Annotated in this window: 20 protein-coding genes and 1 pseudogene; 11 read left to right on the top strand and 10 right to left on the bottom strand. The window is 71.6% G+C overall.

What is annotated here, in order from left to right; all coding sequences use genetic code 11:
* Window positions 1-46: 46 nt before the first annotated feature.
* Window positions 47-832, top strand: a complete 786-nt coding sequence (locus N5875_RS07845; protein WP_338492480.1) for a DUF4239 domain-containing protein — start codon at window positions 47-49, stop codon at window positions 830-832.
* On the opposite strand, the gene N5875_RS07840 is transcribed toward N5875_RS07845, so the two are convergent.
* Both N5875_RS07840 and N5875_RS07835 read right to left on the bottom strand, forming a co-directional pair.
* Window positions 823-1,992: an ABC transporter substrate-binding protein gene (locus tag N5875_RS07840; protein WP_338492477.1), complete on the bottom strand. Its 1,170-nt coding sequence runs from the start codon at window positions 1,990-1,992 to the stop codon at window positions 823-825. The genes N5875_RS07845 and N5875_RS07840 overlap by 10 nt on opposite strands.
* Window positions 1,993-2,032: 40 nt before the next feature.
* Window positions 2,033-3,637, bottom strand: a complete 1,605-nt coding sequence (locus N5875_RS07835) for a carboxylesterase family protein (RefSeq protein ID WP_318212832.1) — start codon at window positions 3,635-3,637, stop codon at window positions 2,033-2,035.
* A gap of 76 nt (window positions 3,638-3,713) precedes the next feature.
* Here N5875_RS07835 and N5875_RS07830 point away from each other — a divergent pair, with 76 nt between their 5' ends.
* Complete coding sequence (locus N5875_RS07830) at window positions 3,714-4,805, top strand: FAD-dependent monooxygenase (RefSeq protein WP_338492474.1); 1,092 nt, start codon at window positions 3,714-3,716, stop codon at window positions 4,803-4,805.
* A gap of 11 nt (window positions 4,806-4,816) precedes the next feature.
* On the top strand, window positions 4,817-5,152 hold the full coding sequence (locus N5875_RS07825) for a YnfA family protein (protein WP_338492472.1): 336 nt from the start codon (window positions 4,817-4,819) through the stop codon (window positions 5,150-5,152).
* A 52-nt stretch (window positions 5,153-5,204) separates the two neighbouring features.
* On the opposite strand, the gene N5875_RS07820 is transcribed toward N5875_RS07825, so the two are convergent.
* The 3 genes from N5875_RS07820 to N5875_RS07810 form a co-directional block, all read right to left on the bottom strand.
* Entirely contained in the window at window positions 5,205-7,142 is a 1,938-nt protein-coding gene (locus N5875_RS07820) for an ABC transporter permease (protein WP_338492470.1), read from the bottom strand.
* Between the two features lie 88 nt (window positions 7,143-7,230).
* Window positions 7,231-8,043 carry a molybdate ABC transporter substrate-binding protein gene (gene modA / locus N5875_RS07815; protein WP_338499114.1) on the bottom strand — a complete coding sequence of 271 codons (813 nt, stop codon included), beginning with the start codon at window positions 8,041-8,043 and terminating at the stop codon, window positions 7,231-7,233.
* Window positions 8,044-8,780: 737 nt separating this feature from the next.
* Window positions 8,781-9,452 carry a hypothetical protein gene (locus N5875_RS07810; RefSeq protein WP_338492468.1) on the bottom strand — a complete coding sequence of 224 codons (672 nt, stop codon included), beginning with the start codon at window positions 9,450-9,452 and terminating at the stop codon, window positions 8,781-8,783.
* Window positions 9,453-9,647: 195 nt separating this feature from the next.
* Here N5875_RS07810 and N5875_RS07805 point away from each other — a divergent pair, with 195 nt between their 5' ends.
* From N5875_RS07805 to N5875_RS07795, 3 genes and pseudogenes are all read left to right on the top strand, one after another.
* Window positions 9,648-11,309 carry a phospholipase A2 gene (locus N5875_RS07805; RefSeq protein WP_318212837.1) on the top strand — a complete coding sequence of 554 codons (1,662 nt, stop codon included), beginning with the start codon at window positions 9,648-9,650 and terminating at the stop codon, window positions 11,307-11,309.
* A gap of 195 nt (window positions 11,310-11,504) precedes the next feature.
* Window positions 11,505-14,330, top strand: a complete 2,826-nt coding sequence (locus N5875_RS07800) for a S8 family serine peptidase (protein WP_338492466.1) — start codon at window positions 11,505-11,507, stop codon at window positions 14,328-14,330.
* A 100-nt stretch (window positions 14,331-14,430) separates the two neighbouring features.
* Window positions 14,431-14,559, top strand: a pseudogene (locus N5875_RS07795) (diaminopimelate decarboxylase); the annotation flags it as partial.
* Between the two features lie 261 nt (window positions 14,560-14,820).
* Here N5875_RS07795 and N5875_RS07790 read toward each other — a convergent pair.
* Window positions 14,821-15,636 carry an oxidoreductase gene (locus tag N5875_RS07790; protein ID WP_338492463.1) on the bottom strand — a complete coding sequence of 272 codons (816 nt, stop codon included), beginning with the start codon at window positions 15,634-15,636 and terminating at the stop codon, window positions 14,821-14,823.
* A 161-nt stretch (window positions 15,637-15,797) separates the two neighbouring features.
* The gene (locus tag N5875_RS07785; protein ID WP_318212839.1) at window positions 15,798-16,367 is read right to left on the bottom strand and encodes a TetR/AcrR family transcriptional regulator; all 570 of its coding nucleotides are present in this window, start codon (window positions 16,365-16,367) and stop codon (window positions 15,798-15,800) included.
* A 134-nt stretch (window positions 16,368-16,501) separates the two neighbouring features.
* On the opposite strand from N5875_RS07785, the gene N5875_RS07780 reads away from it, so the two are divergent.
* Window positions 16,502-16,699, top strand: coding sequence for a hypothetical protein (locus tag N5875_RS07780; RefSeq protein ID WP_338492460.1), 198 nt, complete (start codon window positions 16,502-16,504; stop codon window positions 16,697-16,699).
* A gap of 47 nt (window positions 16,700-16,746) precedes the next feature.
* Here N5875_RS07780 and N5875_RS07775 read toward each other — a convergent pair whose 3' ends face one another.
* Complete coding sequence (locus tag N5875_RS07775) at window positions 16,747-17,862, bottom strand: magnesium and cobalt transport protein CorA (RefSeq protein WP_318212841.1); 1,116 nt, start codon at window positions 17,860-17,862, stop codon at window positions 16,747-16,749.
* A gap of 158 nt (window positions 17,863-18,020) precedes the next feature.
* Here N5875_RS07775 and N5875_RS07770 point away from each other — a divergent pair, with 158 nt between their 5' ends.
* Both N5875_RS07770 and N5875_RS07765 read left to right on the top strand, forming a co-directional pair.
* Window positions 18,021-19,148 (top strand): winged helix DNA-binding domain-containing protein, encoded by a 1,128-nt coding sequence (locus tag N5875_RS07770; RefSeq protein ID WP_338492458.1) that lies wholly within the window; start codon window positions 18,021-18,023, stop codon window positions 19,146-19,148.
* 8 nt (window positions 19,149-19,156) lie between these two features.
* Window positions 19,157-19,678, top strand: coding sequence for an SUKH-3 domain-containing protein (locus N5875_RS07765; protein ID WP_338492455.1), 522 nt, complete (start codon window positions 19,157-19,159; stop codon window positions 19,676-19,678).
* Window positions 19,679-19,723: 45 nt separating this feature from the next.
* On the opposite strand, the gene N5875_RS07760 is transcribed toward N5875_RS07765, so the two are convergent.
* Complete coding sequence (locus tag N5875_RS07760; protein WP_338492452.1) at window positions 19,724-20,539, bottom strand: helix-turn-helix transcriptional regulator; 816 nt, start codon at window positions 20,537-20,539, stop codon at window positions 19,724-19,726.
* A gap of 91 nt (window positions 20,540-20,630) precedes the next feature.
* On the opposite strand from N5875_RS07760, the gene N5875_RS07755 reads away from it, so the two are divergent.
* Both N5875_RS07755 and N5875_RS07750 read left to right on the top strand, forming a co-directional pair.
* The gene (locus N5875_RS07755; protein WP_338492450.1) at window positions 20,631-22,316 is read left to right on the top strand and encodes an AMP-binding protein; all 1,686 of its coding nucleotides are present in this window, start codon (window positions 20,631-20,633) and stop codon (window positions 22,314-22,316) included.
* Entirely contained in the window at window positions 22,313-23,956 is a 1,644-nt protein-coding gene (locus N5875_RS07750; RefSeq protein ID WP_338492447.1) for an AMP-binding protein, read from the top strand. Before N5875_RS07755 ends, N5875_RS07750 begins: the two co-directional genes overlap by 4 nt.
* Here the strand turns inward: N5875_RS07750 and N5875_RS07745 are convergent.
* Window positions 23,953-24,540, bottom strand: coding sequence for a GNAT family N-acetyltransferase (locus N5875_RS07745; protein WP_318212849.1), 588 nt, complete (start codon window positions 24,538-24,540; stop codon window positions 23,953-23,955). The genes N5875_RS07750 and N5875_RS07745 overlap by 4 nt on opposite strands.
* Window positions 24,541-24,548 lie beyond the last annotated feature (8 nt).

Below are 24,548 nucleotides of genomic sequence, written 5' to 3'. Positions count from 1 at the left end.
TCGCGGGCGCCGGGCGGCGGTGGCCGCGTCCCTAGACTTCCCGCACATGTCGCTCTGGCTGCTCAATCACTTCAGCACCTTCACCCTGGCCGTGGTCACGGTCGGCGGAACCGTCCTCGTGGCGGTGGCCGGCAGCGTGCTGCTGCGCCGCAGGCACCCGTCGCTGTCCGACGGCGAGCACAACGACATGGTCGGGGTGACCCTTGGCATGTTCGGTGCGATCTACGGAATCATCCTCGCCTTCGTCATCGTGACCCTCTGGACGCAACTGGAGAGCACACAGACCATCGTGGCCACCGAGGCCACCGACGTCGCGCTCATCGCCCGCGACGCCGCCGCCTTCCCGCCCCCGGTCCGCGCCCGCGTCGACGACGCGCTCAGCGACTACGTCCACTCCGTCGTCGAGGTCCAGTGGCCCCGGATGCGGGCGGGGCAGCCGAGTTACGGGGCCACCGCCGAGAAGCTCCAGACCGTCTACGACGTCCTCCAGGAGTACGACCCGAAGACTGCGCGCGAAGAGGTCTTCTACGAGCAGGCCGTCAGCCACCTCAACGGCGTGGCCTCACAGCGCCGGGCCCGGCTGACCATGGCCGAGCAGGAACTGCCCCCGCTGCTCCAGGTCCTCGCCTTCGGCGGCGCCCTCGTCCTGATCCCGCTCACCTTCCTGTACGGGATGCGCAAGCTGCGGATCCAGCTCCTCTTCGTCGCCTCCGTCGCCGCCCTGATCGGCTTCAGCCTGCTCCTGGTCTTCGTGCTGGACCGCCCCTTCGCCGGAGAACTCAGCGTGAGCCCGGCCCCGTACAGGGAGGGAGCCCTGGAGCGTTACTGGTAGCGGGTTCGGGCCGGTCCGGTGTGAAGGACGCGGAAACGTTCGGGTGCCGCCGGATCCCGGTCGACGACCTGGACGGGCGGCCACGTCCACTGCCACACGCTGATGTCCGGTGTCCGGGAGAACCGGATCTGTCCGCGGGTGCCTTCGACGTCGACGTACGGCCAGGATGTCGCGATGCCCGGCCGGTCCGCGCCGTGAGAGCGCAGCAGGTCGGCGAGGACGGTGACGGTGTCGTAGCCCTCGAAGGCGACGAAGGAGGGTGCTTCGCCCAGCCGCTCGCGCAGCACCGTCCCGACGCGTGTACCGAGCGGGCCGAGGTGCTCGGGCAGGTAGCGCAGGAACGGGACGGCGGCGCCGTCGTCGCCGAGCGACCGCGCCCACGTGGCGAACTCCGGCTGCCCGGCAGGGGCGCCGATCAGGATCTCGGCGAGGCGCGGGTCGCGGCGGACGGCCCGGACGAGCGGCACGGCCGGCTCCGGGTGGCCGACCAGCAGCAGGAGAGCGGTGGCACGCCGGTCGACGAGTGCGTCGCACACGGCCGCCGGCGTGAGCTCGGCCGCGTCGAGCGGGATGACGGTGCCGCCGCGGGGAGCGAGATGGTCCCGCAGGATGCGGGTCCCGGACGCCCAGTAGACGCTCGGCTGGGCGGCGACGGCTATCCGACGGTGGCCCGCGGCCAGGAGGAAGTCCGCGTAGGTCCGCCAGCCGTGGGACTGCGCGGGGGCGATGCGCGCGACCAGGTCCGTCGGCTCGTCGGTGAGCGCGTCGAGAACGGCCGACGAGCAGAGGTACGGCAGCCCGAGGGCGTCGGCCCGCGCGGCGGCGGCGCGGGCGACGACGCTGTGGTACTCCCCGGCCAGGGCGGTCACGCCGAGCCCGGCCAGTTCCTCCACGGCCGCCGCGGCCTGCCGCGGATCGGCCGCGGTGTCCCGGACCACCAGTTCGAGCGGCCTCCCGCCGATTCCGCCGGCGTCGTTGACCTCGCGAACGGCCAGTTCGAGGCCGGCGAGCAGGTGCCGGCCGGCCTCGACCCAGCCGGGCGGCGTCAGCGGGACGAGAGCGCCGATCCGAACGGGCGATCCGTCGGTCGGCGTCGCTTCGGTCGGCGTTGCTTCGGGCGTTGCATCGGGCGTTGTTTCGGGCGTCGAGGATGGCGTCATGTCGGCCATTGGACCCCCCGCGCGACCCACGGGCAAGCGATCAAGTGACCACCGATAGCACGGGGAAGGGGTGGTCCTGCCAGATCAAGCGGGAGGCCTCCTCCGGGTAGGCGGTGACGGCAGGATCGGTGTCGAAGATCTGCACGAGCCGTTGCCCGGTGTCGTACGCGGGCCAGCCGGGGTCGCCATGGGCGGCGAAGGACGTCCACGCGGCGCGCATCCGGGCGGACAGGGCCTCCGCCTCCGGGGACGGCCCCTCACCGATCAGCGCGGCGGGCTGCCCGCGGTCCAGATTGCCGAAGACGAGGGGTACGTCGAGGCCGTGGCAGGCGCCGAAGACACCGCCCATGCCGGGGGCGGCCCAGGTCAGCTCGTACACATGGGCGCGACCGCCGGCGGCCGCCCGGGCCTCGGCGAGGTGGAGCGACGGCATGCGGAACAGCCAGTCGGAGTGGACCAGTTCGTACAGCTCGTCCGGGCCCGCCGCCGGATAGGCCTCGCGATACCGGCGCGCGCCGTCCGGGCCCGGAGCGAGGAAGCGGAGGGCGGTCGCCGCCTGTTCCTCGCTCACCTCTCCGAGCATGCCGGTGACCGCGGTGAACAGGCGCTGTTCGTCGCGGGTGTGGCCGACGAGGAGGTCGACGTCACGACCGGCGCCGTCGGCGAGGGCCTGCCACGGTGTGGCGGGCAGGATGTCGCCGTCGACGACCGGCGAGAAGGGAATGGTCCGGTACGCGGGCCGACCCCAGCGGTCCGCCCACTGGTCCATCGTGGCGCCGAGCGCGTCGCCCGCGGCCGGCAGCTCGTGCGGGGGGACGCCGGACAGGTCGGTCACCGTGGGCCGAAGCCCCCGTTCGGCGGCGCAGGCCGCGGCGATGTCCGACGCCAGGTCCGGGGAGAAGTACGTGCCCTGCGCGCTCTGCGCGACGGCCCGGCGGAAGAGCCCGGCCGCCCGGTCCATCGCCAGCAGGGCGGCGACGGATCCCCCGCCCGCCGACTGGCCGAAGACCGTGACCCGCTCGGGGTCGCCGCCGAAGGCCCGGATGTTGTCCCGCACCCATTCCAGGGCGGCGACCTGGTCGAGCAGCCCCCGGTTGGGCGGAGCCCCCTCGATCTGCCCGAAGCCCTCGATGCCGACGCGGTAGTTGAACGTCACCAGAACCACGCCGCCGTCCCGGGCGAGGCGGCCGCCGTCGTACTCGGGGAGGCCGGACGTCCCGAAGACGTACGCGCCGCCCTGGATCCAGACCATGACCGGCAGACCGGCGCCGGGGGTCGGTTCGGGCGACCAGACGTTGACCGTCAGCCAGTCGTCGCCCGGTGCGTCCCGCGAGAGGGCGTCCATGCCGAAATGCCCGGCCTGCGGGGGCGGCGGCCCGTACGAGACGGCCTCTCGCACCCCGCTCCAGCTCCGTGCGGGCCGGGGCGCGCCGAAGCGCAGCGCGCCGACCGGGGGCTCGGCGAACGGGATGCCGCGGAAGACCGCCACACCCGCCTCATGCGTGCCGCGGAGCACACCGGCCGCTGAGCGGACCTCCGGCCGGGATCCGGACGGCTGGGGCGGCGCGGGCACCTGGGAGGGCTCGGGCGGCTCGGGCGGGGTGACGGCCATCGCGACTTCTCCCGGACGGGTGAGCGGGCTCATGACGAGCGCGGACCCTTCGCATGATCCGCCGCCTCCGGAAGTCGTGCCAGCCGATTACGGCTCTCTACACTCGGTCATGTGCCTGACAGAAACCCATTCGGTGCTGGACGAACTCGGCCTCCTCCCCGCCCTGGAGAAGGCGGGAGCGGTCCGCAGCGAGGCCCGCTGGCACACCCGTTGGGGATGGATCGAGCCGAGGGCCGCGCCGGCGGGCCCCGAGCTGCCGTACGGGTACGACATCCGGCGCAGCGTCCTCGATCCGCTGATCCGGTCCCGTGCGGCGGACACTCCCGGCGTCGACCTGCTGCTCGGTCACGGGGTGACCGGGCTGCTCGGCGCGGGCGGGCGGACCGTCGGGGTGCGCGCGCCGACACCGGACGGTGAGCGCGGGATACGGGCCCGGCTCGTCGTGGGCGCCGACGGCAAGGACTCGGCGGTGGCGAAGCTCGCCGGGGTGGCCGCTCGGCAGCACGAGAACACGCGGTTCGGCCATCTCGCGCACTTCCGCGACCTTCCGCTGCACGGCGGGATCGGCCAGACCTGGTTCCTCGAACCCGACATGGCGTACGCGTTCCCGAACGACGACGGGATCACGGTCCTCGCCGTGGTCCCGGACAAGAAGCGGCTGCCGGCGTTCAAGGAGGACCTGGAGGGCAGCTTCCACGCGTTCGTCCGCGCCCTGCCCGACGCGCCGCCCATCGACGACGCCGAGCGCATCACGAAGATCATCGGGATGGTCGACCACCCCCTCCACAGCCGTAGGCCGACCGCCCCGGGCCTCGCGCTCGTCGGCGACGCGGCACTGACCGGCGATCCCCTGTGGGGAGTGGGATGCGGCTGGGCGCTGCAGTCCGCGCGATGGCTGGCGGAGGAGGTGGCTCCGGCCGCCACCGGTCGAGGGGACCTCGACCGGTCACTCGCACGCTACGCCCGCCGGCACGGGCGCCGGCTGCGCGGCCACCAGTACCTCGCCGCGGACTTCTCCAAGGCCCGCCCGTTCAATCCGGTGGAACGGCTGATGTTCTCGGCGGCGGCACGCGACGCATCGCTCGCGCGCCACATGCACCTGTTCTCCGCCCGGCTGATCGGCCCCCTGCGCTTCCTGCACCCCGTAGCCCTGGCCAGGGCCGCGGCGGTGAACCTCAGGCACCGCCGGACGGCCGGGTAGGCTCACCGATCATGACCGTCGCTCGTTCCGTCGCCCTGTTCGTGGTGGCCGCCCTCTTCGAGATCGGCGGCGCCTGGCTCGTCTGGCAGGGCATCCGCGAGCACAAGGGCTGGGTCTGGATCGGCGCCGGTGTCATCGCCCTCGGCCTGTACGGGGTGGTGGCCACGCTCCAGTCCGACGACAACTTCGGCCGTATCCTCGCCGCGTACGGCGGGATCTTCGTGGCCGGGTCGATCGCCTGGGGCATGGTCGCCGACGGCTACCGCCCGGACCGTTACGACGTCATCGGCGCGCTGGTCTGCCTGGCCGGCATGGCCGTCATCATGTACGCGCCGCGCGGCAACTGACCTCCTCCTCCCACCCCTCGAAACCCGCATCAGTCCCGTACGGACCGGGCGGTCACAGCGGCACGATCGTCGCCTCGGTCGCCTTGACGCTCGTCCAGACGGAGACCCCGTCGGCGAGGCCGAGCTCGGCGGCGGACTGCGGCGTGATCTCGGCGACGAGGTCGGGTGCCCGGTCGGAGGCGATCAGGACCCGGAGCCGGCTGCCGCTGCTGGTGATCTCGCGTACGGTGCCGGGCCAGACGTTACGGGGGCTGCCGGCGGGCCTCTCGCGGTGGACGGACACCGCCTCGGGCGCGACGATCGCGAGCGCGGGGGTGCCGGGCGGCGGCGGGTCGGTCGCGACCAGGGCGCCGCCTCCGTCCAGCGCGAGGCCCTCCGGGGTCGCCGTGCCCGGCCACGCGTTGCGGCCGAGCATGCGGGCGACCCAGGGGGAGCGCGGGTGCCGGGTGACCTCGACGGGTGACGCGTCCTGGAGGGCCCGGCCGTCGTCGAGCACGAGGACACGGTCGGCGAGTGAGACCGCTTCGACCGGGTCGTGGGTGACGATCAGACAGACGCCGCCGAAGCCGGTGAGGTGGGTGCGCAGGGTGTGGCGTACATGGGCGCGGGTGGTCTGGTCGAGCGCGGCGAGCGGCTCGTCGAGGACGAGGAGCCGGGGCCTGGCGGCCAGCGCCCGGGCCAGGGCGACGCGTTGGGCCTGCCCGCCGGAGAGCTGGTTCGGCCGACGGTGGGCGAGCGGGCCGACTCCGAGCCGGTCGAGCCAGGTCTGCGCCTCGCGCCGGGCCTCGGCGCGCGGGACGCCCTGCGCCCGGAGTCCGTACGCCGTGTTGGCGAGGGCGCTCAGGTGCGGGAACAGCGCGCCGTCCTGGGGAACCCAGGCGACATGCCGTCGGTGCGGGGGCAGCGCGGTGACGTCCTCGTCGCCGAGTCGCAGGTCGGCGTGGGCGCGGGGGGTGAGGCCGAGGAGGGCGCGGAGCAGGGTGGTCTTTCCGGCGCCGTTGGGCCCCACGACGGCGATGGTGGTGCCGGGGTCGGCGTCCAGGGTGAGCCGGTTGAAGCCGGTGACCTCGGCGTGCAGCGCCCAGCGTTCGGTCTCCTTCGCGGCGGCGGGCGCGGGGGGAGCCTGCGGGACCGGCGCCGGGTCCTCGGGGCCTGCCTCGGGGGCGGGGCGGGGACGGCGGTCCGCGGGCGCCCCCGTCCATCGGCCGCGCAGGGCGACCAGTACGCCCATGGCGATGGCGAGGAGGAGCAGCGAGACGGAGGTGGCGGCCCCGGGCTCGTCCTGGAGCAGGAGGTAGACCCGGAGCGGCAGCGTCTGCGTCGTCCCCGGCAGGTTCCCGGCGAAGGTGATCGTGGCGCCGAACTCGCCGAGCGCCCGCGCCCAGGTGAGGGCCGCGCCCGCGATCAGTCCGGGCGCGACCATCGGCATCGTCACGGTGAAGAAGACCCGTACCGGCGAGGCGCCGAGGGAGGCCGCCGTCTCCTCGTACCGCGGCCGCAGTCCGCCGAGCGCGCCCTCCAGGCTGATGACGAGGAACGGCATCGCGACGAACGTGGCCGCGATCACGGCCCCCGACGTGTGGAACGGGAAGGTGATGCCGAAGGTGCTCTCGAACCACGGGCCGAGGAGCCCGCGCCGGCCGAAGGCGAGCAGCAGCGCCACACCGCCGACCGTCGGCGGCAGCACCATCGGCAGCAGGACGAGCGAGCGGACGAGCGCCTTGCCGGGGAACGACACGCGGGCCAGCAGCCAGGCGAGCGGCACCCCGAGCAGCAGGGAGAGCCCCAGCGCCCAGAACGACACGACGAGGGAGAGCTTCAGCGCCTCGACCGTGCCCGGTGAGCGCAGATGGCCGGCGAGCTCGCCCCACTCCGTGCGGGCGAGGATGCCGAGCAGCGGCAGGGCCAGGAGCGCCACGGCCAGGAGCGCGGGCAGTGCGAGAGTGAGGGGCGGCCGGGTGCCGGACGCTCGTACGCCTGCTCGTTTCATCGATGACCCCGAAGACGTGAGGGAGGAGGGCCGCCCGTTGCCCCGGTCCCCCGGGACGGACAGTCCTCACGGTGGTGATCCCGCTCGGTCACGGCTTCTGGAAGCCCGCGTCCTGGAGGATCTTCTGGCCCTCGGGCGAGGAGAGCCAGGCGACGAAGGCGGCCGCGGCCTCGGCGTTCTCGGAGTCCTTGATCGTAGCGGCCGGGTACGTCGCGATCGCGTTCTGGTCGTCGGGGATCTCGACGGCGTCGACCTCGTCCTTCGCGCTCGCGGCGTCCGTCGTGTAGACGAGGCCGGCGTCGGCCTCGCCGAGCTCGACCTTGCTGAGGACGGAGCGGACGTTGGGCTCCTGGGAGACCGGCTTCACCGTGATCTTCCGGGCGTCCAGGATCTGCTTGCTGTACTTGCCGGCCGGGACCTCGGGGGCGGCGAGGACGACCTTGAGCTCGGGGTCGGCCAGGTCCTTCAGGTCGTCGACCTTGAAGGGGTTGCCCTCGCCGGTGGCGATGACGAGCCGGTTCTTCGCGATGATCGCGGGGGTGCCGGTGTCGGCCTTCACCTTGTCCATGCTCTTGGTGTCGGAGGTGACCAGGACGTCGGCGGGCGAGCCCTGCGAGACCTGGGCGACGAGCTCCTGCGAGCCGGCGAAGGAGAAGGTGAGCTTCGTGCCCGGGTGGGACTTCTCGTACGCGGCGCCCGCGGTCCTGAAGACGTCGGTGAGCGAGGCGGCGGCGAGGACGGTGAGGTCCGCCGCGGGCGCGCCGCTCGCGGAGCCCGAGCCGGAGGGGCCTGCGGCGTCCTTCCCGGTGCCGCCGTCGGTGCCGCAGGCCGCGAGCGGCACGAGGAGGGCGGCGGTGAGCACGGCGGCGGCGGTACGACGTCCGGTGACGGGGAGGGCCATGAGGGTCTGAACTCCGTCGCGGGGGGTCTGCATATGCGACACGTTAGGTCGTGTTCGATCTCATCTGCAACAAGTTTGTGGGACTCTCCATCGCGAATAAGAGGAGGGTCGTAGGAAGTGACGACCGGTGCCGTCGGGGCAGGCCCCCGGGGGCCCGGAGCACGGGATGCGCATCCCCGCTCGGGCAGTGCGCTGTCGTGCCACCCCCTGGGCGCCGGGAGGAAAGTCGGCCGGTCGGTCCGGTCGTAGCTGTGGCGGCCGTCAAGGCGACCGGTCGGAAGAAGGTCATCCTGTCGGGTCTGGGACGAAGGTCTGCCTCGTCCTGCCCGCGCTCTCCGTGCTGGAGCAGTGATGTGAGGTGTACGTGGTCACCGACGCGTCGCCCTGTCCCAGCCCGAGAAGGTCGCCGATCTGATCAAAGCCGCGGTAGGGGCGACACGCCGAGGAGCCCTGCCGTGAAGAGATCGACAACGCGCGTGATCGAACGCCGGCGGAAATCCTCTCAGACGGCCTCAGGAACGCGGATTCATACGGAACCCAGCCATCCACGGGCATAGCCGATTGCTGACGCAACCTTGAAAGCGTGCCCTGTGGACAACTGCCCTCTATGGCCCGGCGCCCCCCAACTCGCCGCTTCAGCACCGATTTAGGACACTATCCCCCATTCGCGGGTAACGTGATGTCGCTGATCGGTCACCCAGAATGAGACGGGGCGTGTGACCTCGATCACAACGAACTCACGTTCGGCGATGAAGATTTGCAATATCGAACGGACCATCCGTAGGAGCGGCGCAAGCGTCGACCTCCGTCAGCTCGCCGTTGGCGGTGCCGTCCAGGCACAGTCGCCCTCCCTTGTGGCGGAGGTCGATGGCGAACTTCGTGACCGCGCCGGACCGCTTCAGGCCATGGATGCGCTCGTCGATGTAGCCGAGGCCGTTCAGCACCTTCCTGACCTGGGCGGGATCGGGCTGCTTGAGCTGCAGGACCGCCTCTGCCACGCGCTGTTCGTGCTGGACGCCGGCGCACCAGTCGTGGGCGTCGAGCTCCACTTCCGGACCTGCCGTGGGGGCGACGGGCTCGACCGCGCCGCCCGGCGGCGGCTCCACCGTCGTGCCCGGCGGCGGCTCCACCGGAGCGGTCGGCGGCTCGCCCTCCGGGGTGCCCGGCGACCCCCTCTTCGTACCCCGCGGGGGGCACTCCCGCGCCACCTCGTCCAGCATCTTGATGAAGGCCGCGTCGTTCCTGGCCGAGGCGGCATCGGCGGACGTGCCCCGCTCCCCCTGGGGATCCGGCTGCCCGGAGCCGCAGGCGGCCAGGGTCAGAGCGGCGAGAGCCGTCACCGCCAGGGTGCGCCCACGGCGGCGCGCTGCGGGGCCAACTGCCCTGGTCGTGGCTTGGGTTCGCTTCATGTGCCCAGTCTTGGGCCGGGCCGTACACGCCACATGAGTACGCGTACTCAACCTCGGGCGGCGGCCGGGCGATCTTCACTGCTGCAAGGAAGCGGAATCAACACCCCTCATTTGCAAGCCACTTGTGGTCGTGATCAACGCCGGTCTACGTTCCGCAGCGATCAAGCAGCACACCTACGACACGAGGGGGGACTCGTGCGCAAGACAGCTCTGCCTGTCATGGCCGCACTCTCCATGGCGCTGATGCTTCCGCAGCAGCTCGCCGGAGCCGCAGTCATCGAGCAGCCGCAGGCCGCGGCCGCCACTGTCGATCCGCCGCTGGCCGACGGGGAGATCCAGCAGGTCGGTCCCGGCCTGTACTCCACCGCGGAGAAGTCCTTCGAGCTGTACGAGACCGATGTGGCCGAGGGCCTCATGGGCCGTACCCACACGGTGACCGAAGGCGCGGACGGAGTCGCCAGGCCGGAGTCGGCGCCCACGACCCGTCCTGACCAGGGCGTCTTCGGCCCCGGCTGGGAAGCCGGGTTCCTGGGGGGTCAGCTCAACCGCAAGCTGGAGCAGAAGGCCGACTCCGTCGTGGTCACCGACCTCGACGCGAAGGTCTCCGTCTCGTACGCCCTGAAGAGCAGCGTCGACTACCCGAGCGGCGGCGGCGTCAAGAAGTACGAGACCGCCACCGGCGACAAGCTCACCGAGACCGCCACGTACAACGAGGCGACCGGCACGCTGGTGACCACCGCGGTCGAGACCCTCGCTCCGGCCACCGGCACCCCGGACACCGAGGTGACCGGCGACGAGGACGCGGGCGCGGCCATCGGGGTCGCCAACCTCACGGCCACGTACAACTGGAAGCAGGTCGCTCCGGGCACCGACAAGTGGCGTGTGACCAGCCTGGGCAACCTGGCCGACGGTGCCACCGCCACGGTCTCGTACGACACCAAGGGCCGGGTCGCCACGGTCGGCGAGCCCGCCACCGCCGACGCCCCGGCGCAGTCGCTGACGGTCAAGTACTCGACCGCCACGACGGCCACCGGCACGACGGTCGGTGAGTACACGGGCCGCGCGAAGGAGATCACCCTCACGTCGGGTGCCACCACCCAGACGCTGGCGCGCTACTCCTACGACGCCTCGGGCCTGCTGCGCAACGTGACCAACCCGGTCGAGGGCACCGACCCGGTCTCGTCGTACGCCTACGACACCACGGGGCGCGTCTCCGACATCGCCTCGCCGACCAACGGTGAGTGGGACCTGGCGTTCCCGGCCGACTCCGCCGAGTCGGCCGCCCCGAACGCCGCGCCCGTCGGCACCGACCTGCCGTCCGCCACCGAGCCCCTGCAGGGCCCGGCCGGCGACGGAACCGCGACCACGCCTCCGGCCGGGGACTTCACCACCGGTGAGATCACCGACCCGCAGGCCTACCCGCGCTACTGCAACCGCGCCACCGAGTGGATGTGGTACCTCAACCGCGGCTGCGTCGCGTGGGCCGCGCACTACGGCTGGCACTGGCCGCACTTCCGGTACACGCCGACCGGCTTCCGCGTGGCGGGCATCCTCTACGACGGCTGCAGCACCCCCGGCCCGAACATCAGCCGTCCGGGCGGCTTCAACTTCCGGGCCGCGTGTGACACCCACGACTACGGCTACGGCCTGATCGGCAACACGTACAAGGGCTACCGGTACTACCTGGACCGCAGCAAGAAGTCGAACGTCGACAACGCCTTCTACTCCACGATGAAGACACACAGCTGCAAGGCGTACAACATCTTCGTCCGCTGGAAGTGCAACTCCTACGCGTACGTCTACCTCAAGGCCGTGGCCTGGAAGGGCCACCCGAAGAACGGTGCCAACAAGACCTGATCACGGGTCCGAGCCGGTCCGAGCATCTTCTGACGACACACAGCACAACCTCCTGACGGAGCACGCCCCTTGGGCGTGAACGGGCCGGGCGGCGGACACCTCTCGCCGCCCGGCCCGTTCCGTCAGGACCTTTCACCACTTCGCTCCCCACATCTCCCCGGGCTGTGTCATGTCTGCTTCCCCACGGGCCCAGTCATGACGCGCCCCCTGCTCACCGAGGCAATAGTGAAGAGAACGATCTGGGCGACGGTCGTCACCGCGGTGACGGCCGTGACCCTCGGCGCCGCGATACCGGCCCACGCCGTCACGCCGCCGAGCACCGCGACAGCGGCCGAAGCCGTGACCGATCCGGTCGACCCGCCGCTCTACGACCAGACCGCGGGCGGCGGCAAGGTCCGCGTCAACGTCATCACGGAGACCCTCGCGGACGTCGCCGACGCGGCGACCGCCGGCGAGACGAAGCAGGAATTCGAGACCGTGCCGGTGGTCACCCTCAAGGTGGACCGGGCCGGCCTCGACCAACTCGCCGCGAAGCCGGGCGTGGTCAGCGTCACCGAGGACACGGTGGAGCCGGCGACCCTGGACCAGAGCATCCCGCTCATCGGCGGTGACGACGCCGTCGCGGCCGGCAAGACCGGTACGGGCCAGACGATCGCCGTCCTGGACACCGGCGTCGAGGCCGGCCACCCGTTCCTGAAGAACCGGGTCGTGGCCGAGGCCTGCTTCTCGCCGAGCGATGCCGAGAGCGGCATCGTCAGCCTGTGCCCGAACGGCGCCGACACGCAGGAGGGCACCGGTGCCGCCAACACCGCGGCCGGCCCCTGCTCGACCATGACCGCCTGCGACCACGGCACCCACGTGGCCGGCATCGCCGCGGGCAACGGCGCCGGCATCACGGGCGCTCCCAAGAACGGTGTGGCGCCCGGCGCCAACATCGTCGCCATCCAGGTCTTCAGCCAGTTCACCACCGAGGAGTTCTGCGGGGGCGCCGCCCCCTGCGTGGGCAGCTACCAGAGCGCCCAGCTCAAGGGGCTTGAGCACGTGCTGAAGCTCAAGCAGGCCGGTACGCCGATCGTCGCGGCCAACCTCAGCCTCGGCAACGGCCGTTACGCCACCGCCTGCGACACCGATCTGCGCAAGTCGGTCGTGGACAGCCTGCTGAGTGCCGGCGTGGCCACCGTGATCGCGGCCGGCAACAACGGCCACACCGACGCGGTGAGCATGCCCGGCTGCATCTCCTCCGCCGTCACGGTCGGCTCGACCACCGACGACGACGAGCTGTCCGCGTTCAGCAACAGGGGCCCGCTGCTCGACCTGTTCGCCCCCGGCACGGGCATCGTCTCCGCCGTGCCCGGCGGCACCTACGCCGCCAAGAACGGCACCTCCATGGCCGCGCCGCATGTGGCCGGCGCGTACGCGGTGCTCAAGCAGGCCTTCCCCACCAAGAGCATCGCCGACCTGACGGCTCTGCTGAAGAGCAGCGGCCGGGGCATCATCTACACCGGTGCCACCACTCCGCGGCTCGACCTCGGTACCGCTCTCGGCGGCGGGGGCACCACCCCGAAGCCGGCCGGGATGACCGACTTCAACGGTGACGGCGCGGAGGACATCGCGATCTCCGACCCCCAGGCCACCGTCGGCACGGACGCGAAGGCCGGTCTGATCCGCGTCGTGTACGGCAGCGGCAAGGGCACCGCGGAGATCAGCCAGGACCTGGACTGGGTGCCCGGCGGCTCCGAGGCGGACGACTACTTCGGCGAGACCCTGGCCACCATCGACTGGAACAAGGACGGCTTCACCGACCTGGTCGCCGGAACCCCGAGCGAGACCGTCGGCACCGCCGCCAACGCGGGCTTCGTCGACATCCTGTACGGTGCGGCCGGCGGTCTCGGCACCGGCACTCTGAAGGCCACGCACCTCGAACAGGGCCTCGGCACGGGTGCCATCGCGGGATCGGCGTCCGAGGCGGGCGACCGGATGGGCCACAGGATCGCGGCCGCGGTGAACGACGCCGGCCGGCCGTACCTGGTCATCGGCCTGCCCGGTGAAGCCCTCGGCGACGTCACGCAGGCGGGTTCCTCGTTCTACGTGCACGGCACCACCAGCGTGGCGGTGAGCCAGTCGACGGCCGGTGTCCCCGGTGACCCCGAGGCCGGCGACCTCTTCGGCTGGTCCGTGGCCGCCGACCAGAACTACATCGCCATCGGCACCCCCAACGAGGCGCTGGGCAGCACGGCGAAGGCCGGTGGCGTCGCGATCTTCGACGCCAACCGCTTCGACTCCAGCGGCCACCCCCTGCCGCTCGCCGGACTCGACCAGGACAACGCGGCGATCTCCGGCGGTTCCGAGGCGGGCGACCAGTTCGGGTACGCGGTGGCCATCGCCCCGTTCCGGGCCAGCGGCGCCGCGGCCGCCACCGAGTCGATCCTGGCGATCGGTTCGCCCGGTGAGAGCGTGACGGTCGGCACCGAGAGCCGCGCCAACGCGGGCCGGGTGGTGCAGATCCGCATCAAGCCCGACGGCACCTGGAGCTACCTGCGCGAGCTCAAGCAGGGCACGGCGGAGGACGACGTGTCCGGCACCTCCGAGGTCGGTGACCGCATGGGCGAGTACCTCTCCGCCGTCAACACCGCTCCCGGTTCCGTGAGCACCGTGGCGTCCATGCGGCTCGCCGTGGGAACGCCCGGTGAGGATCTCGGCACCGTGGCCAACGCGGGCGCGGTCCACACGTTCTCGCTGGCCGGGTCGGCCGGTCCGAACGACCGCTGGATCGAGGCCGGTGACGGCGACGGCATCCCCGGGCCCCCCGGCGCCAACCAGTACATGGGCAGGAGCATCCACTTCACGGCGACCAAGCTGTACGTGGGCATGCCCTCCGGGCCCCTGGCCACCGGCGCGCTCTACGCGCTGCCGATGTCCAACGTGACACAGGGCGGCACGGTCGCTCCCACCACCACGTACAGGCCCGGCTCCGGTGGACTCCCGGCCAACGGCGTGGCCTTCGGCTACTCGGCACGGTAGACGTCGGTCGACGGGAGCAGCCCCCGAAGGCACCGCCCTTCGGGGGCTGCTCGACGTCCCGGGCCGGAAGACCGGTGAAGGTCGCCCGACGCGACGCGGTGAGGTGCCGGCCAAGAAGATCTCACTGCCCCGTGTCCGGCCCGGCGACCTGATCGGGATCGAGCGTTCCGGCGCCTACGGCCCCACCGCGTCACCGGTGCACTTCCTGGGCTTCGGCGCGCCCGCGGATCGTCACTGCCCCGGGCACGGCGTCCGCCCACGTGAAGCCGTCGGCGGCTTTCCGGGGTCGCACGGGACGATTCGGCGCCGCGGCCGCGTTCACTCGGCAGGCGCCGCTGCTCCCGGTAGGGCCGCGGTGGCCGGGTGGGCAGGGCGGAGAACAGGTCGGGAGTGGGGCCGTGTTCGACGGCGTGGCCTTCCGACAGGTTCTCATTCGGCCTCGGAGGCGAGCCGGCCCCGGGTGTCCTGAACGGCCTTCGGGGGGCAGGCGTCAGCCGGTCAGACGGTTGAGCTTGCGGATCTGCTTGTCGAAGACCCCGGCGGGAGCCATGCGGCGCAGCATGCGCGCGCGACCGGCCACGGGGCCGGCGGTGTAGCGCAGCTTCGGCTTCGGGTCGGTCGCCGCCGCGACGATCGCCTTGGCCACGACAGCGGGGTCGTCGCCGTCCTTGATCGCGTCCACCATCAAGCGGTCGAAGGCGTGCCGCCGCTTGTCGTAGACCGGCAGGGGCGTGTCGGGCCGGGGGCTGTTGGACTCGAATCCGGTGCTGGTGTAGGCGGGTTGGACGAGAAGCGCCCGGACACCCTGTTCGCGGACCTCGTGGTCCAGGGACTCGGTGTACCCCTCGATGGCGTGCTTGGACGCGGCGTAGACGGCCATGTACGGCGAGGGGAGGAAGCCGACCACGGAGGACACGTTGATGATGCGTCCACGCCGCCGGGCGCGCATGTGCGGCAGGACCGCCTTCACCATGCGCATCACACCGAAGACGTTGACGTCGAAGACCGCCTGGGCCTGTGCGACGGAGTTCTCCTCGGCCGCGCCCATCAAGCCCGTACCGGCGTTGTTGACCAGGACATCGATCCGGCCGAACCGGTCGACCACCTGCTGGACCACGGCTGCGGCCGACGCGTCGCCCGCCACGTCGAGGTCGAGGAAGGTGACGCCGTCGAGCGGGGTGACGCGGGAGGTGTCGCGGCTCGTGCCGACCACCTCGAACCCCGCTTCGACCAGCGCGAGCGCGGCTGCCTTCCCGATGCCGGATGACGCACCCGTCACGAGGGCCACCGGCCGATGTGTGCTCATCATGTACTCCCGGACACATAGAAAAAACCGATCGGTTTCCTCAACGGTAAACCGATCGGTTTCACAATGCAAGGTCGGGGTCGGGCGCCGCATGCCGATGACCGACGGCCTTCGCCCCCGAGTGCACATCGCTCACGGCGCCTGCTCGGGGAGGCGGCGCGTCAGCGCACGTCTGCCGCGTCGAGGAGGGTGGCCACCGTGGGGGCGATGAGCCCCGTGAGGTTGTCGGCTCCGATCCCCGCGCGGGCACTGGCGCCGTCGAAGACGAGGCTGAGCTGCCGGGCCAGCAGGTCGGGGTCACCGGCTCCGCCCTGCTCGGCCTCGGCGCGGAAGAAGGATGTCAGCCCTCCCTTGACCCGGTGGGCCACTTGGCTCGCCGGATGACCCTGGTCCTTGAGCTCGATCTGCACGGCCAGGTACCGGCAGCCCCGGAACTCGGGCGCGCCCGCCTGCGATTCCACCTGCTCGAAGACGTGCAGGATCCGCTCGCGCGGCGAACGGTCGTCGTCCGCCGCGGGCAGGAGGGTCGCCACGAAGGCGGAAGCGCGCTCCTCCAGGCTCGCCGCCAGCAGTTCGTCCTTGCTCTCGAACAGCTGATACATGGAGCGCTTCGACACTCCCGCCGCCTTGCACAGCGCCTCGATGCCGACGCCGACGCCGTCTCGGTAGGTGAGCGTGGCCGCCGCCTCCAGCAGCCGATCTCGGGGACTTGGCTTCACTTCGGTGCTCATATGGGGAGGTTAACTCGATTCCGACCAGAAGGAAACCGATCGGTTTATAGGGCGGCGGTCTTCGGCGTCGCCCACAGTCGAGCTGGCGTGTGAGCGTGGTGGGAGGGGCCCGGTCATGGAGACGGTAGTCGGCCGTGGCCGATGAGGCGATGGTGGTCGGCAGTGCCGCGCTGATCGAGCCTCCCACCTGCTGGCTGGTGTTGATCAGCGCCGAGGCGACCCCCGTGTCCTCGTGGTGCACGCCTGCGGTCGCCCCCTGGAACGCGGTGGTCATCACCGCGCCGATGCCGAGGCCCAGCAGAATCATCCCGGGCGTGATGTGGGCGACGTAGGTGCTGCCCAGGGGCCATGCGCACCGCGTGTGTGGCTCAGGTGCCTCCTACAGCCAGTCTCGCCGCTTGAAGACCACGTACAGACTCGTGCACACCACCGCCATCAGCACCACCGCGAACGGATACCCGCCCACCCAGTGCAGCTCCGGCATGTTGTCGAAGTTCATGCCGTAGATCGTTCCCACCAACGTCGGTGCGAACAGGATGGCGGCCCACGAGGAGATCTTCTTGATCTCCTCGTTCTGCTCGAAGCCCGCCTCCGCCAACGCCCGCATTTCCGCGTTCTGTTGCTGGGTGACCAGGGTCGCGTTGACCGTGAGGATGTCCGCGAGGGCCTGGCGGAAGCCGTCGACCCGTTCGCTGGTGTGGGTGACGTGGTCCGCCACGTCACGGAGGTAGCGCTGGAGTTCCTCGTCCGTGCCGTACTTGGCGAAGCCGGCCATCAGGCCGTGCAGCATGCCGACCAGGGGGCGGGTGGCGCGCTGGAACTCGACCATTTCCCGGGAGAGTTCGTAGATGCGACGGGAGACCGCCGGGTCGCCGCCGAAGACCTCCGTCTCGATCTCGTCGATGTCGTTCTGGACGCCCGCCACCACCGGCGCGTAGCCGTCGACCACCGCGTCCAGGATCGCGTACAGGACCGCCTCCGGTCCCAGGGCGAGCAGCTCCGGGTCCTTCTCCATACGGTGGCGGACCGTGGAGAGGTCCGGTGCGGCGCTGTGGCGGACCGTGATCACGAAGTCCGGGCCCACGAAGATGTGGAGCTCGCCGAAGTCGACCTCCTCCTGAGCGTCCAGGTAGCGGGCCGCCCGCAGGACCACGAAGAGGGTCTCGCCGTACCTCTCCAGCTTGGGGCGCTGATGCGCCTCCATCGCGTCCTCGACGGCCAGTTCGTGCAGGTCGAACTCGGCCGCCAGGGAGTGGAGTTCCTCCTCGGTCGGACGCTGGAGGCCGATCCACGCCATGCCGTCCGGGTGCTCGCGCAGTTGCCGGAAGGTCTCCGCGAGCGTCGCCGGGGACGAGACCCGACGGCCGTCCCGGTACAGGCTCGCCTGCACCACGCTCCGCCGCTCCTCCGGCGCCTCGGGTGCCTCCGGGGAGGTGGTCGTGGGCGACTCCGCGTGGGGGCGGCGCCATGCCGCGCGCGGTCGACGATCGGACATCTCGTGCACCTCCAGAGTCTTCGGGAAGGATATATGGGGTTGGGTTCGGGCGAATGGTGATGGATTGGGTGGGTTTGGTGGGCTGGGGCGCGGCGTCTTTCCCGCGTTCGTCGACTTGCGGACCATTTCTGTCCGCAACTCTGGGTAGCGTGCCCTTCATGGCCCTCAAGACGACCCACCCCGTGCTCGGTGCCCGCGCCCTGAACCGTGCCACCCTCGACCGCCAGCTCCTTCTCCGCCCCGCCTCCCTGGGCGTCACCGAGGCCGTCGAGCACCTTCTCGGCCTGCAGGCGCAGAACACCAAGCCCCCGTACTACGCGCTCGCCGCCCGCCTCGACGGATTCCGGCCCGAGCAGCTGTCCGCGCTCATGGAGTCCCGTGAGGTCGCCCGTATCGTGACCATGCGCTCCACCGTGCACACCCACACCGCCCGCGACGCGGTCGCCCTGCGCGGGCTCGCGCAGCCCGGGGCCATCGACCGTGAACTCGCCCTCTTCGTCTCCCGCGGGGGCCTCGACGGCGTCGACCTCGACCGGCTCGCCGACCTCGCCCGCGCGCTCGTCGAGGAGCGGCCCCGCACCCCCAAGGAGTTGCGCGAGGAGCTGCTTCCCCACTGGCCCGGCGCCGACCCGCAGTCGCTCTCGGTCGCGGCCCGCTGCCTCCTTCCCCTGGTCCAGGTCACCCCGCGCGGCCTCTGGGGGCGCGGCGGCAGGGTCGCGCTCACCACGACCGACCAGTGGTTCGACGCGTCCGCCGGGCGCACCACGGACGGGGCCGCCGATCTCGACGAGACCGTGCTCCGCTACCTCGGCGCCTTCGGACCCGCCTCCGTCAAGGACATGCAGACCTGGTGCGGCCTCACCAAGCTCGGCCCCGCCTTCGAGCGGCTGCGGCCCCGGCTCCTCGTCTTCCAGGACGAACGCGGCACCGAGCTCTTCGACCTGCCCGACGCGCCCCGCCCCGACGAGGACACCCCGGCCCCGCCCCGCTTCCTCCCCGAGTTCGACAACCTGCTCCTCTCCCACGCCGACCGCACCCGCGTCGTGCCCGCCGAACTCCGGGGCCGCACCTGGACCGGCAACCAGGCCCACCGCGTCTTCCTCCTCGACGGCTTCCTCGCCGGGATCTGGCACCTCGACGAGGGCAAGGACCGCACCACCCTCACCGTCGAGCCCTTCGCGCACGTGACGCGCTCCCAGCGGGCGGCGCTCACCGCCGAGGCCGAGCGGACCCTCCGGCTCATGAATCCGCAGGGCGCCCGGTACGACATCGTCCACGCCGGATAGGTGTAGCCATGCCGAGAATGACAGCGGAGGCCGTCGAGGCCGCCCTGGCCGAGGCAGGCTGGTCCCCGGGGCGGGACATCGGCGCCGAGCTGCCCGAGCTCCTGACGTTCGTGATGGACCGTTTCGCGGAGGAAGGGCACCCGGTCGAACCGTTCCAGGCCGCTCAGGACTTCGTCCGGGAATTCGGTGGACTGCGCCTGGAGATTCCGGGAACTCCACCGGCCGCCATCGTATTCACGCCGCACTGGATCTACGAGGAGAGCGGCGAGGATGTCGCCGAACTCGCCCGGAACCTCGGCAAGAAGCTCTTCCCCGTCGGATACGAGACATTCGACGGCGGGATGCTCCTCGTCGACGAGACCGGGCGCTTCTTCCTCCTGCACCACACCGGTCCCTCGTACCTGGGAGCGAACACACACGAGGCCATCAGCTGTCTACTGCGGGGCCCTCAGAGGGAAGCGCGGGACTACTTCGTCCGACACCCTTCCGGGGACCGCCTCCTCCCTCCCCCTCCAGGAGCTGACGGGTGACGGCGTACCCCGGCTCCACCCCGCCGTCCGCCCGGCCGCCCCGCCCTACGGCAGCGCCCCCGCCCTCCGTGCCGCGACCACCGCCTCCAGGCGGGTGTGCGCGCCCAGCTTGCGCATCGCCGAGCGCAGGTAGCCCTTGACCGTCTCCGGGCGCAGGCCGAGGCGGGCCGCCGCCGTCGCGTTCGTCGCGCCCGAGGCCACCGCCGCGAGCACGTCCGTCTCCCGGGGGGTCAGCGCCACCCCCGGCAGGTCACGGGGCGCCCCCGAGGCCGTCTCCAGCCGGCCGCAGACCGCGAGCAGCCGCTCCCGCAGCTCCGGGTCCGGGACCATCGGGGCCAGTTCGCGCAGCTCCCCGTACGCCTGGCGGACCTCCTCCCAGGACGGCGCCGTGGCCGGCGGAGTGTCGAGGCGGCCGACCTCGTCCCGTACGGCCAGCGCCTGCTCCACGTCACGGGCCGCCGCGACCGCCGCGTCGAAGACCCGCTCGCCGATCGGCAGGGCGTCGCGCAGCGCCCCGTACAGGACCCCGCGCACCCTGCGGCGTACGACGACGGGCACCGCGATCACCGAGCGCAGCCCCTCCGCGGCGACCGGGCCGTCGTACTCGTGGGTGATGTGCCGGGCCGAGGGGTAGTCCGTGACCGCGCACGGCCGCGACAGGGCGAGGCACTTCCCGCCCAGGCCCGAGCCGGTCGAGATCGTCAGGCCGTGCAGCGCCGGCGTCACCGCCCCGCAGGTCTCGCCGATCCGCATCGCCCGCCCGTCCTGGAGCAGCCCGCCGAAGACCACGGGCAGTCCGCTGCCCCGGCGCAGGCGCAGCAGCGCCGCGCGCAGCTCGGCCGTTTCCCTCTGCTCGGGCACGGAACCACTCCTTCACCCCCGAACGGGGGTAGTGAGACCTGGGTCACTGATTACACGATGTCCGGGACCGGTCCCGCAACGAGGAGGACGTATGACGGCGCAGAGAGCGACCAGTGCGACGGAGAGGTTCCGGGCCGCCCGGGACTTCCTGCTCCAGCACCGCGAGGACTACGAGGCGGCCTACGAGGGTTTCGCCTGGCCCCGGTCCGACCGGTTCAACTGGGCGCTCGAATGGTTCGACGTCATCGCCGAGGGCAACGCCCGGACCGCGCTGCACCTCGTGGAGGAGGACGGCGAGGAGACGAAGGTCAGCTTCGCGGAGATGTCCGCGCGCTCCAACCGCGTCGCGAACTGGCTGCGCGCCCAGGGCGTCCGCCCCGGCGACCGGATCATCGTGATGCTGGGCAACCAGGTCGAGCTGTGGGAGACCGTGCTCGCCGCCATGAAGCTGCGCGCCGTCGTCATCCCCGCCACCCCGCTCCTCGGCCCCGCCGACCTCCGCGACCGCGTCGACCGGGGCCGCGCCCGGCATGTCATCGTGCGCGCCGAGGACACCGCCAAGTTCGACGAGGTCCCGGGGGAGTACACCCGGATCGCGGTCGGCGGCGACGGGGTGAGCTGGCTGGGGTACGAGCACGCCGCCCGCGAGTCCGAGGTGTTCGAGCCCGAGGGCGTCACCCTCGCCGACGACACCCTCATGCTGTACTTCACCTCCGGCACGACCGCCCGCCCCAAGCTGGTCGAGCACACCCACACCTCGTACCCGGTCGGGCACCTCTCGACGATGTACTGGATCGGTCTCAAGCCCGGTGACGTGCACCTCAACATCTCCTCGCCCGGCTGGGCCAAGCACGCCTGGTCCAACCTCTTCGCCCCGTGGAACGCCGAGGCGACCGTCTTCATCCACAACTACACGCGCTTCGACCCGGCCCGGCTGATGAGCGAGATGGAGCGCAACGGCGTCACCAGCTTCTGTGCTCCGCCGACCGTGTGGCGGATGCTGATCCAGGCCGACCTCGGCCAGTTGAAGACCCCGCCGCGCGAGGTCGTCGCCGCCGGCGAACCGCTGAACCCCGAGGTCATCGAGTCGGTACGGCGCGCCTGGGGCGTCACCATCCGGGACGGCTTCGGCCAGACCGAGACCGCCGTCCAGGTCTCGAACAGCCCAGGCCAGCGGCTCAAAGAGGGCTCCATGGGGCGCCCGAGCCCCGGCTTCCGGGTCACCCTCGTCGACCCGGTGAGCGGACAGGGGGACGTGGAGGAGGGCGAGATCTGCCTCGACCTGTCCACCAACCCGGTGGGCCTGATGACCGGTTACCACGGCGACCCGGAGCGTACGGCGGAGGCGATGGCCGACGGCCACTACCGCACCGGTGACATCGGCTCCCGGGACGCCGAGGGGTACATCACCTACATCGGGCGCGCCGACGACGTCTTCAAGGCCTCCGACTACAAGATCAGCCCCTTCGAGCTGGAGAGCGCGCTCCTGGAGCACGAGGCCGTCGCCGAGGCGGCCGTCGTCCCCGCCCCCGATCCGCTGCGGCTCGCCGTCCCGAAGGCGTACGTCGTCCTCGCGGCCGGCTGGGAGCCCGACGCGGAGACCGCGAAGGCCCTCTTCGCCCACTCGCGCGCGGTCCTCGCCCCGTACAAGCGGGTCCGTCGGATCGAGTTCGCCGAACTACCCAAGACCGTCTCCGGCAAGATCCGGCGGGTGGAACTGCGCCGGCTGACCGCCGAGGGCGGCGGCAGGGAATTCGTGGAAGGAGACCTCGCGTGAACGGTGACAAGGAACTCTCCTACGCCCACGGGGTGTCGGAGACCCCGCTCCTCGGCGACACCATCGGCGCCAACCTGGACAGGGCCGTCGCCGCCTGGCCGGACCGGGAGGCGCTCGTCGACGTGCCCACCGGACGCCGCTGGACGTACGCGCAATTCGGCGCCGACGTCGACCGGTTGGCCGGGTCCCTGCTCGGCAGCGGGGTGCGGAAGGGCGACCGGGTCGGCATCTGGGCGGTCAACTGCGCCGAGTGGGTCCTCGTGCAGTACGCCACCGCCCGGATCGGCGCGGTCATGGTCAACATCAACCCCGCCTACCGTCCCCACGAGTTGGCGTATGTCCTCAACCAGGCCGGGATCACCCTGCTGTTCGCCACGCTCGCGCACAAGACGAGCGACTACCGGGCGATGGTCGAGCAAGTCCGGTCCCAATGCCCCGAGTTGCGCGAGGCGGTGTACTTCGGCGACCCGGGCTGGGACGCCTTCCTCGCCCGTACGCCGGGAGAGCTCCGCCCCGAGCCGCTCTCCTGCGACGAGCCCGTCAACATCCAGTACACCTCGGGGACCACGGGCTTCCCCAAGGGGGCCACGCTCTCCCACCACAACATCCTCAACAACGGTTTCTTCGTGGGCGAGATGATCGCCTACTCCGAGCAGGACCGGATCTGTATCCCGGTGCCCTTCTACCACTGCTTCGGCATGGTCATGGGCAATCTGGCCGCCACCTCGCACGGCGCCTGCATGGTGATCCCCGCCCCCTCCTTCGACCCGGCCGCCACCCTCCGGGCCGTACAGGAGGAGCGCTGCACCTCGCTCTACGGGGTGCCGACGATGTTCATCGCCGAGCTGAACCTCCCGGACTTCGCCACGTACGACCTGTCGAGCCTGCGCACCGGCATCATGGCCGGCTCGCCGTGTCCGGTGGAGGTGATGAAGCGGGTCGTCGCCGAGATGAACATGGCGGAGGTGTCGATCTGTTACGGCATGACCGAGACCTCACCGGTCTCCACCCAGACCCGCCGCGACGACGATCTGGAGCGCCGTACGGGCACGGTCGGCCGGGTCATGCCGCACGTCGAGGTGAAGGTCGTCGACCCGGCGACCGGCCTCACCGTCGGACGCGGCACGGCGGGCGAGCTGTGCACCCGTGGCTACAGCGTGATGCTCGGCTACTGGGACGAGCCGGAGAAGACCGCCGAGGCGATCGACTCCGGTCGCTGGATGCACACCGGCGACCTGGCCGTGATGCGCGACGACGGCTACGTCCAGATCGTCGGCCGCATCAAGGACATGATCATCCGGGGCGGCGAGAACGTGTACCCGCGCGAGATCGAGGAGTTCCTCTACGGGTACGCGAAGATCGCCGACGTCCAGGTCGTGGGCGTGCCGGACGAGCGCTACGGCGAGGAGATCCTCGCCTGCGTCATCCCCCGCGACCCGGCCGACCCGCCCACCCTGGAGGACGTCACCGCCTACTGCCGCGACCGGCTCGCCCACTACAAGATCCCGCGCCGGGTGGAGATCCTCACCGAGTTCCCGATGACGGTGAGCGGGAAGGTACGGAAGGTGGAACTGCGACAGCGGTACGGGGAGCCGGGCGGCACGTCCCACGACCTGGGGGAGCCGGGCGGCGCGCCCTAGGGACCGCCTAGGGCCTGTCTGACCTCCCGGACCTCCCGTGCCTCCGGGGCGCCCTGGTCCGGCAGGGTGTGCCGCACCTCCCGGCGCATGCACACCCGGGGCCAGACCGAGAGGCCGTGGGCCGCCTCCGCGCGGCTGATGGCGCGCAGGCCCTCCGTGAGCGCCGGGTCGGAGTCGGCGAGCGGACGGAAGCCGAGCCGCGCGTAGTAGGGGGCGTTCCACGGCACCTCGGTGAACGTCGTCAGGGTCAGCGCCGCCAGGCCCTGTTCCCCGGCGGCCGCCGCCAGATGCTCGATCAGCGCCCGGCCGACGCCCCGGCGGGCGGCGTCCGGATGCACCGACACCTGCTCGATGTGGGCGGAGCCGTCGACCGTGTCGGTCAGCAGATACGCGACCGGGCGATCGGCGGCGTCCACCGCCACCCACGCCCGGCCCGCACGGCGATAGGACTCCAGGACGTCCAGGGGCAGCGGGTCGTCGTCGGCGATCGCCGCCATGCCGAGAGTACGGAACGGCTCGCCCGCCGCCCGTTCGATGTCCTGGAGCAGCGGGAGTTCGGCCGGAGCGGCCGCTCTGATGCGCATACGACAGT

It is taken from the genome of Streptomyces sp. SJL17-4 (genome assembly GCF_036826855.1).
Taxonomy (GTDB): Bacteria; Actinomycetota; Actinomycetes; order Streptomycetales; family Streptomycetaceae; genus Streptomyces.
Note: the sequence above shows the minus strand (reverse complement) of the source record. Positions and strands in the feature narration are given on the sequence as shown.

Bases quoted from the DNA above. Each gene is read 5' to 3' on its own strand.
- N5875_RS07835 (WP_318212832.1), bottom strand. From the start codon at position 3,637: ATGAGCCCGCTCACCCGTCCGGGAGAAGTCGCGATGGCCGTCACCCCG.
- modA (WP_338499114.1), bottom strand. From the start codon at position 8,043: ATGGCCCTCCCCGTCACCGGACGTCGTACCGCCGCCGCCGTGCTCACC.
- N5875_RS07770 (WP_338492458.1), top strand. From the start codon at position 18,021: ATGGCCCTCAAGACGACCCACCCCGTGCTCGGTGCCCGCGCCCTGAAC.
- N5875_RS07825 (WP_338492472.1), top strand. From the start codon at position 4,817: ATGACCGTCGCTCGTTCCGTCGCCCTGTTCGTGGTGGCCGCCCTCTTC.
- N5875_RS07755 (WP_338492450.1), top strand. From the start codon at position 20,631: ATGACGGCGCAGAGAGCGACCAGTGCGACGGAGAGGTTCCGGGCCGCC.
- N5875_RS07785 (WP_318212839.1), bottom strand. From the start codon at position 16,367: ATGAGCACCGAAGTGAAGCCAAGTCCCCGAGATCGGCTGCTGGAGGCG.
- N5875_RS07810 (WP_338492468.1), bottom strand. From the start codon at position 9,452: ATGAAGCGAACCCAAGCCACGACCAGGGCAGTTGGCCCCGCAGCGCGC.
- N5875_RS07775 (WP_318212841.1), bottom strand. From the start codon at position 17,862: ATGTCCGATCGTCGACCGCGCGCGGCATGGCGCCGCCCCCACGCGGAG.
- N5875_RS07820 (WP_338492470.1), bottom strand. From the start codon at position 7,142: ATGAAACGAGCAGGCGTACGAGCGTCCGGCACCCGGCCGCCCCTCACT.
- N5875_RS07800 (WP_338492466.1), top strand. From the start codon at position 11,505: ATGACGCGCCCCCTGCTCACCGAGGCAATAGTGAAGAGAACGATCTGG.
- N5875_RS07840 (WP_338492477.1), bottom strand. From the start codon at position 1,992: ATGACGCCATCCTCGACGCCCGAAACAACGCCCGATGCAACGCCCGAA.
- N5875_RS07745 (WP_318212849.1), bottom strand. From the start codon at position 24,540: ATGCGCATCAGAGCGGCCGCTCCGGCCGAACTCCCGCTGCTCCAGGAC.
- N5875_RS07830 (WP_338492474.1), top strand. From the start codon at position 3,714: ATGTGCCTGACAGAAACCCATTCGGTGCTGGACGAACTCGGCCTCCTC.
- N5875_RS07790 (WP_338492463.1), bottom strand. From the start codon at position 15,636: ATGAGCACACATCGGCCGGTGGCCCTCGTGACGGGTGCGTCATCCGGC.
- N5875_RS07765 (WP_338492455.1), top strand. From the start codon at position 19,157: ATGCCGAGAATGACAGCGGAGGCCGTCGAGGCCGCCCTGGCCGAGGCA.
- N5875_RS07845 (WP_338492480.1), top strand. From the start codon at position 47: ATGTCGCTCTGGCTGCTCAATCACTTCAGCACCTTCACCCTGGCCGTG.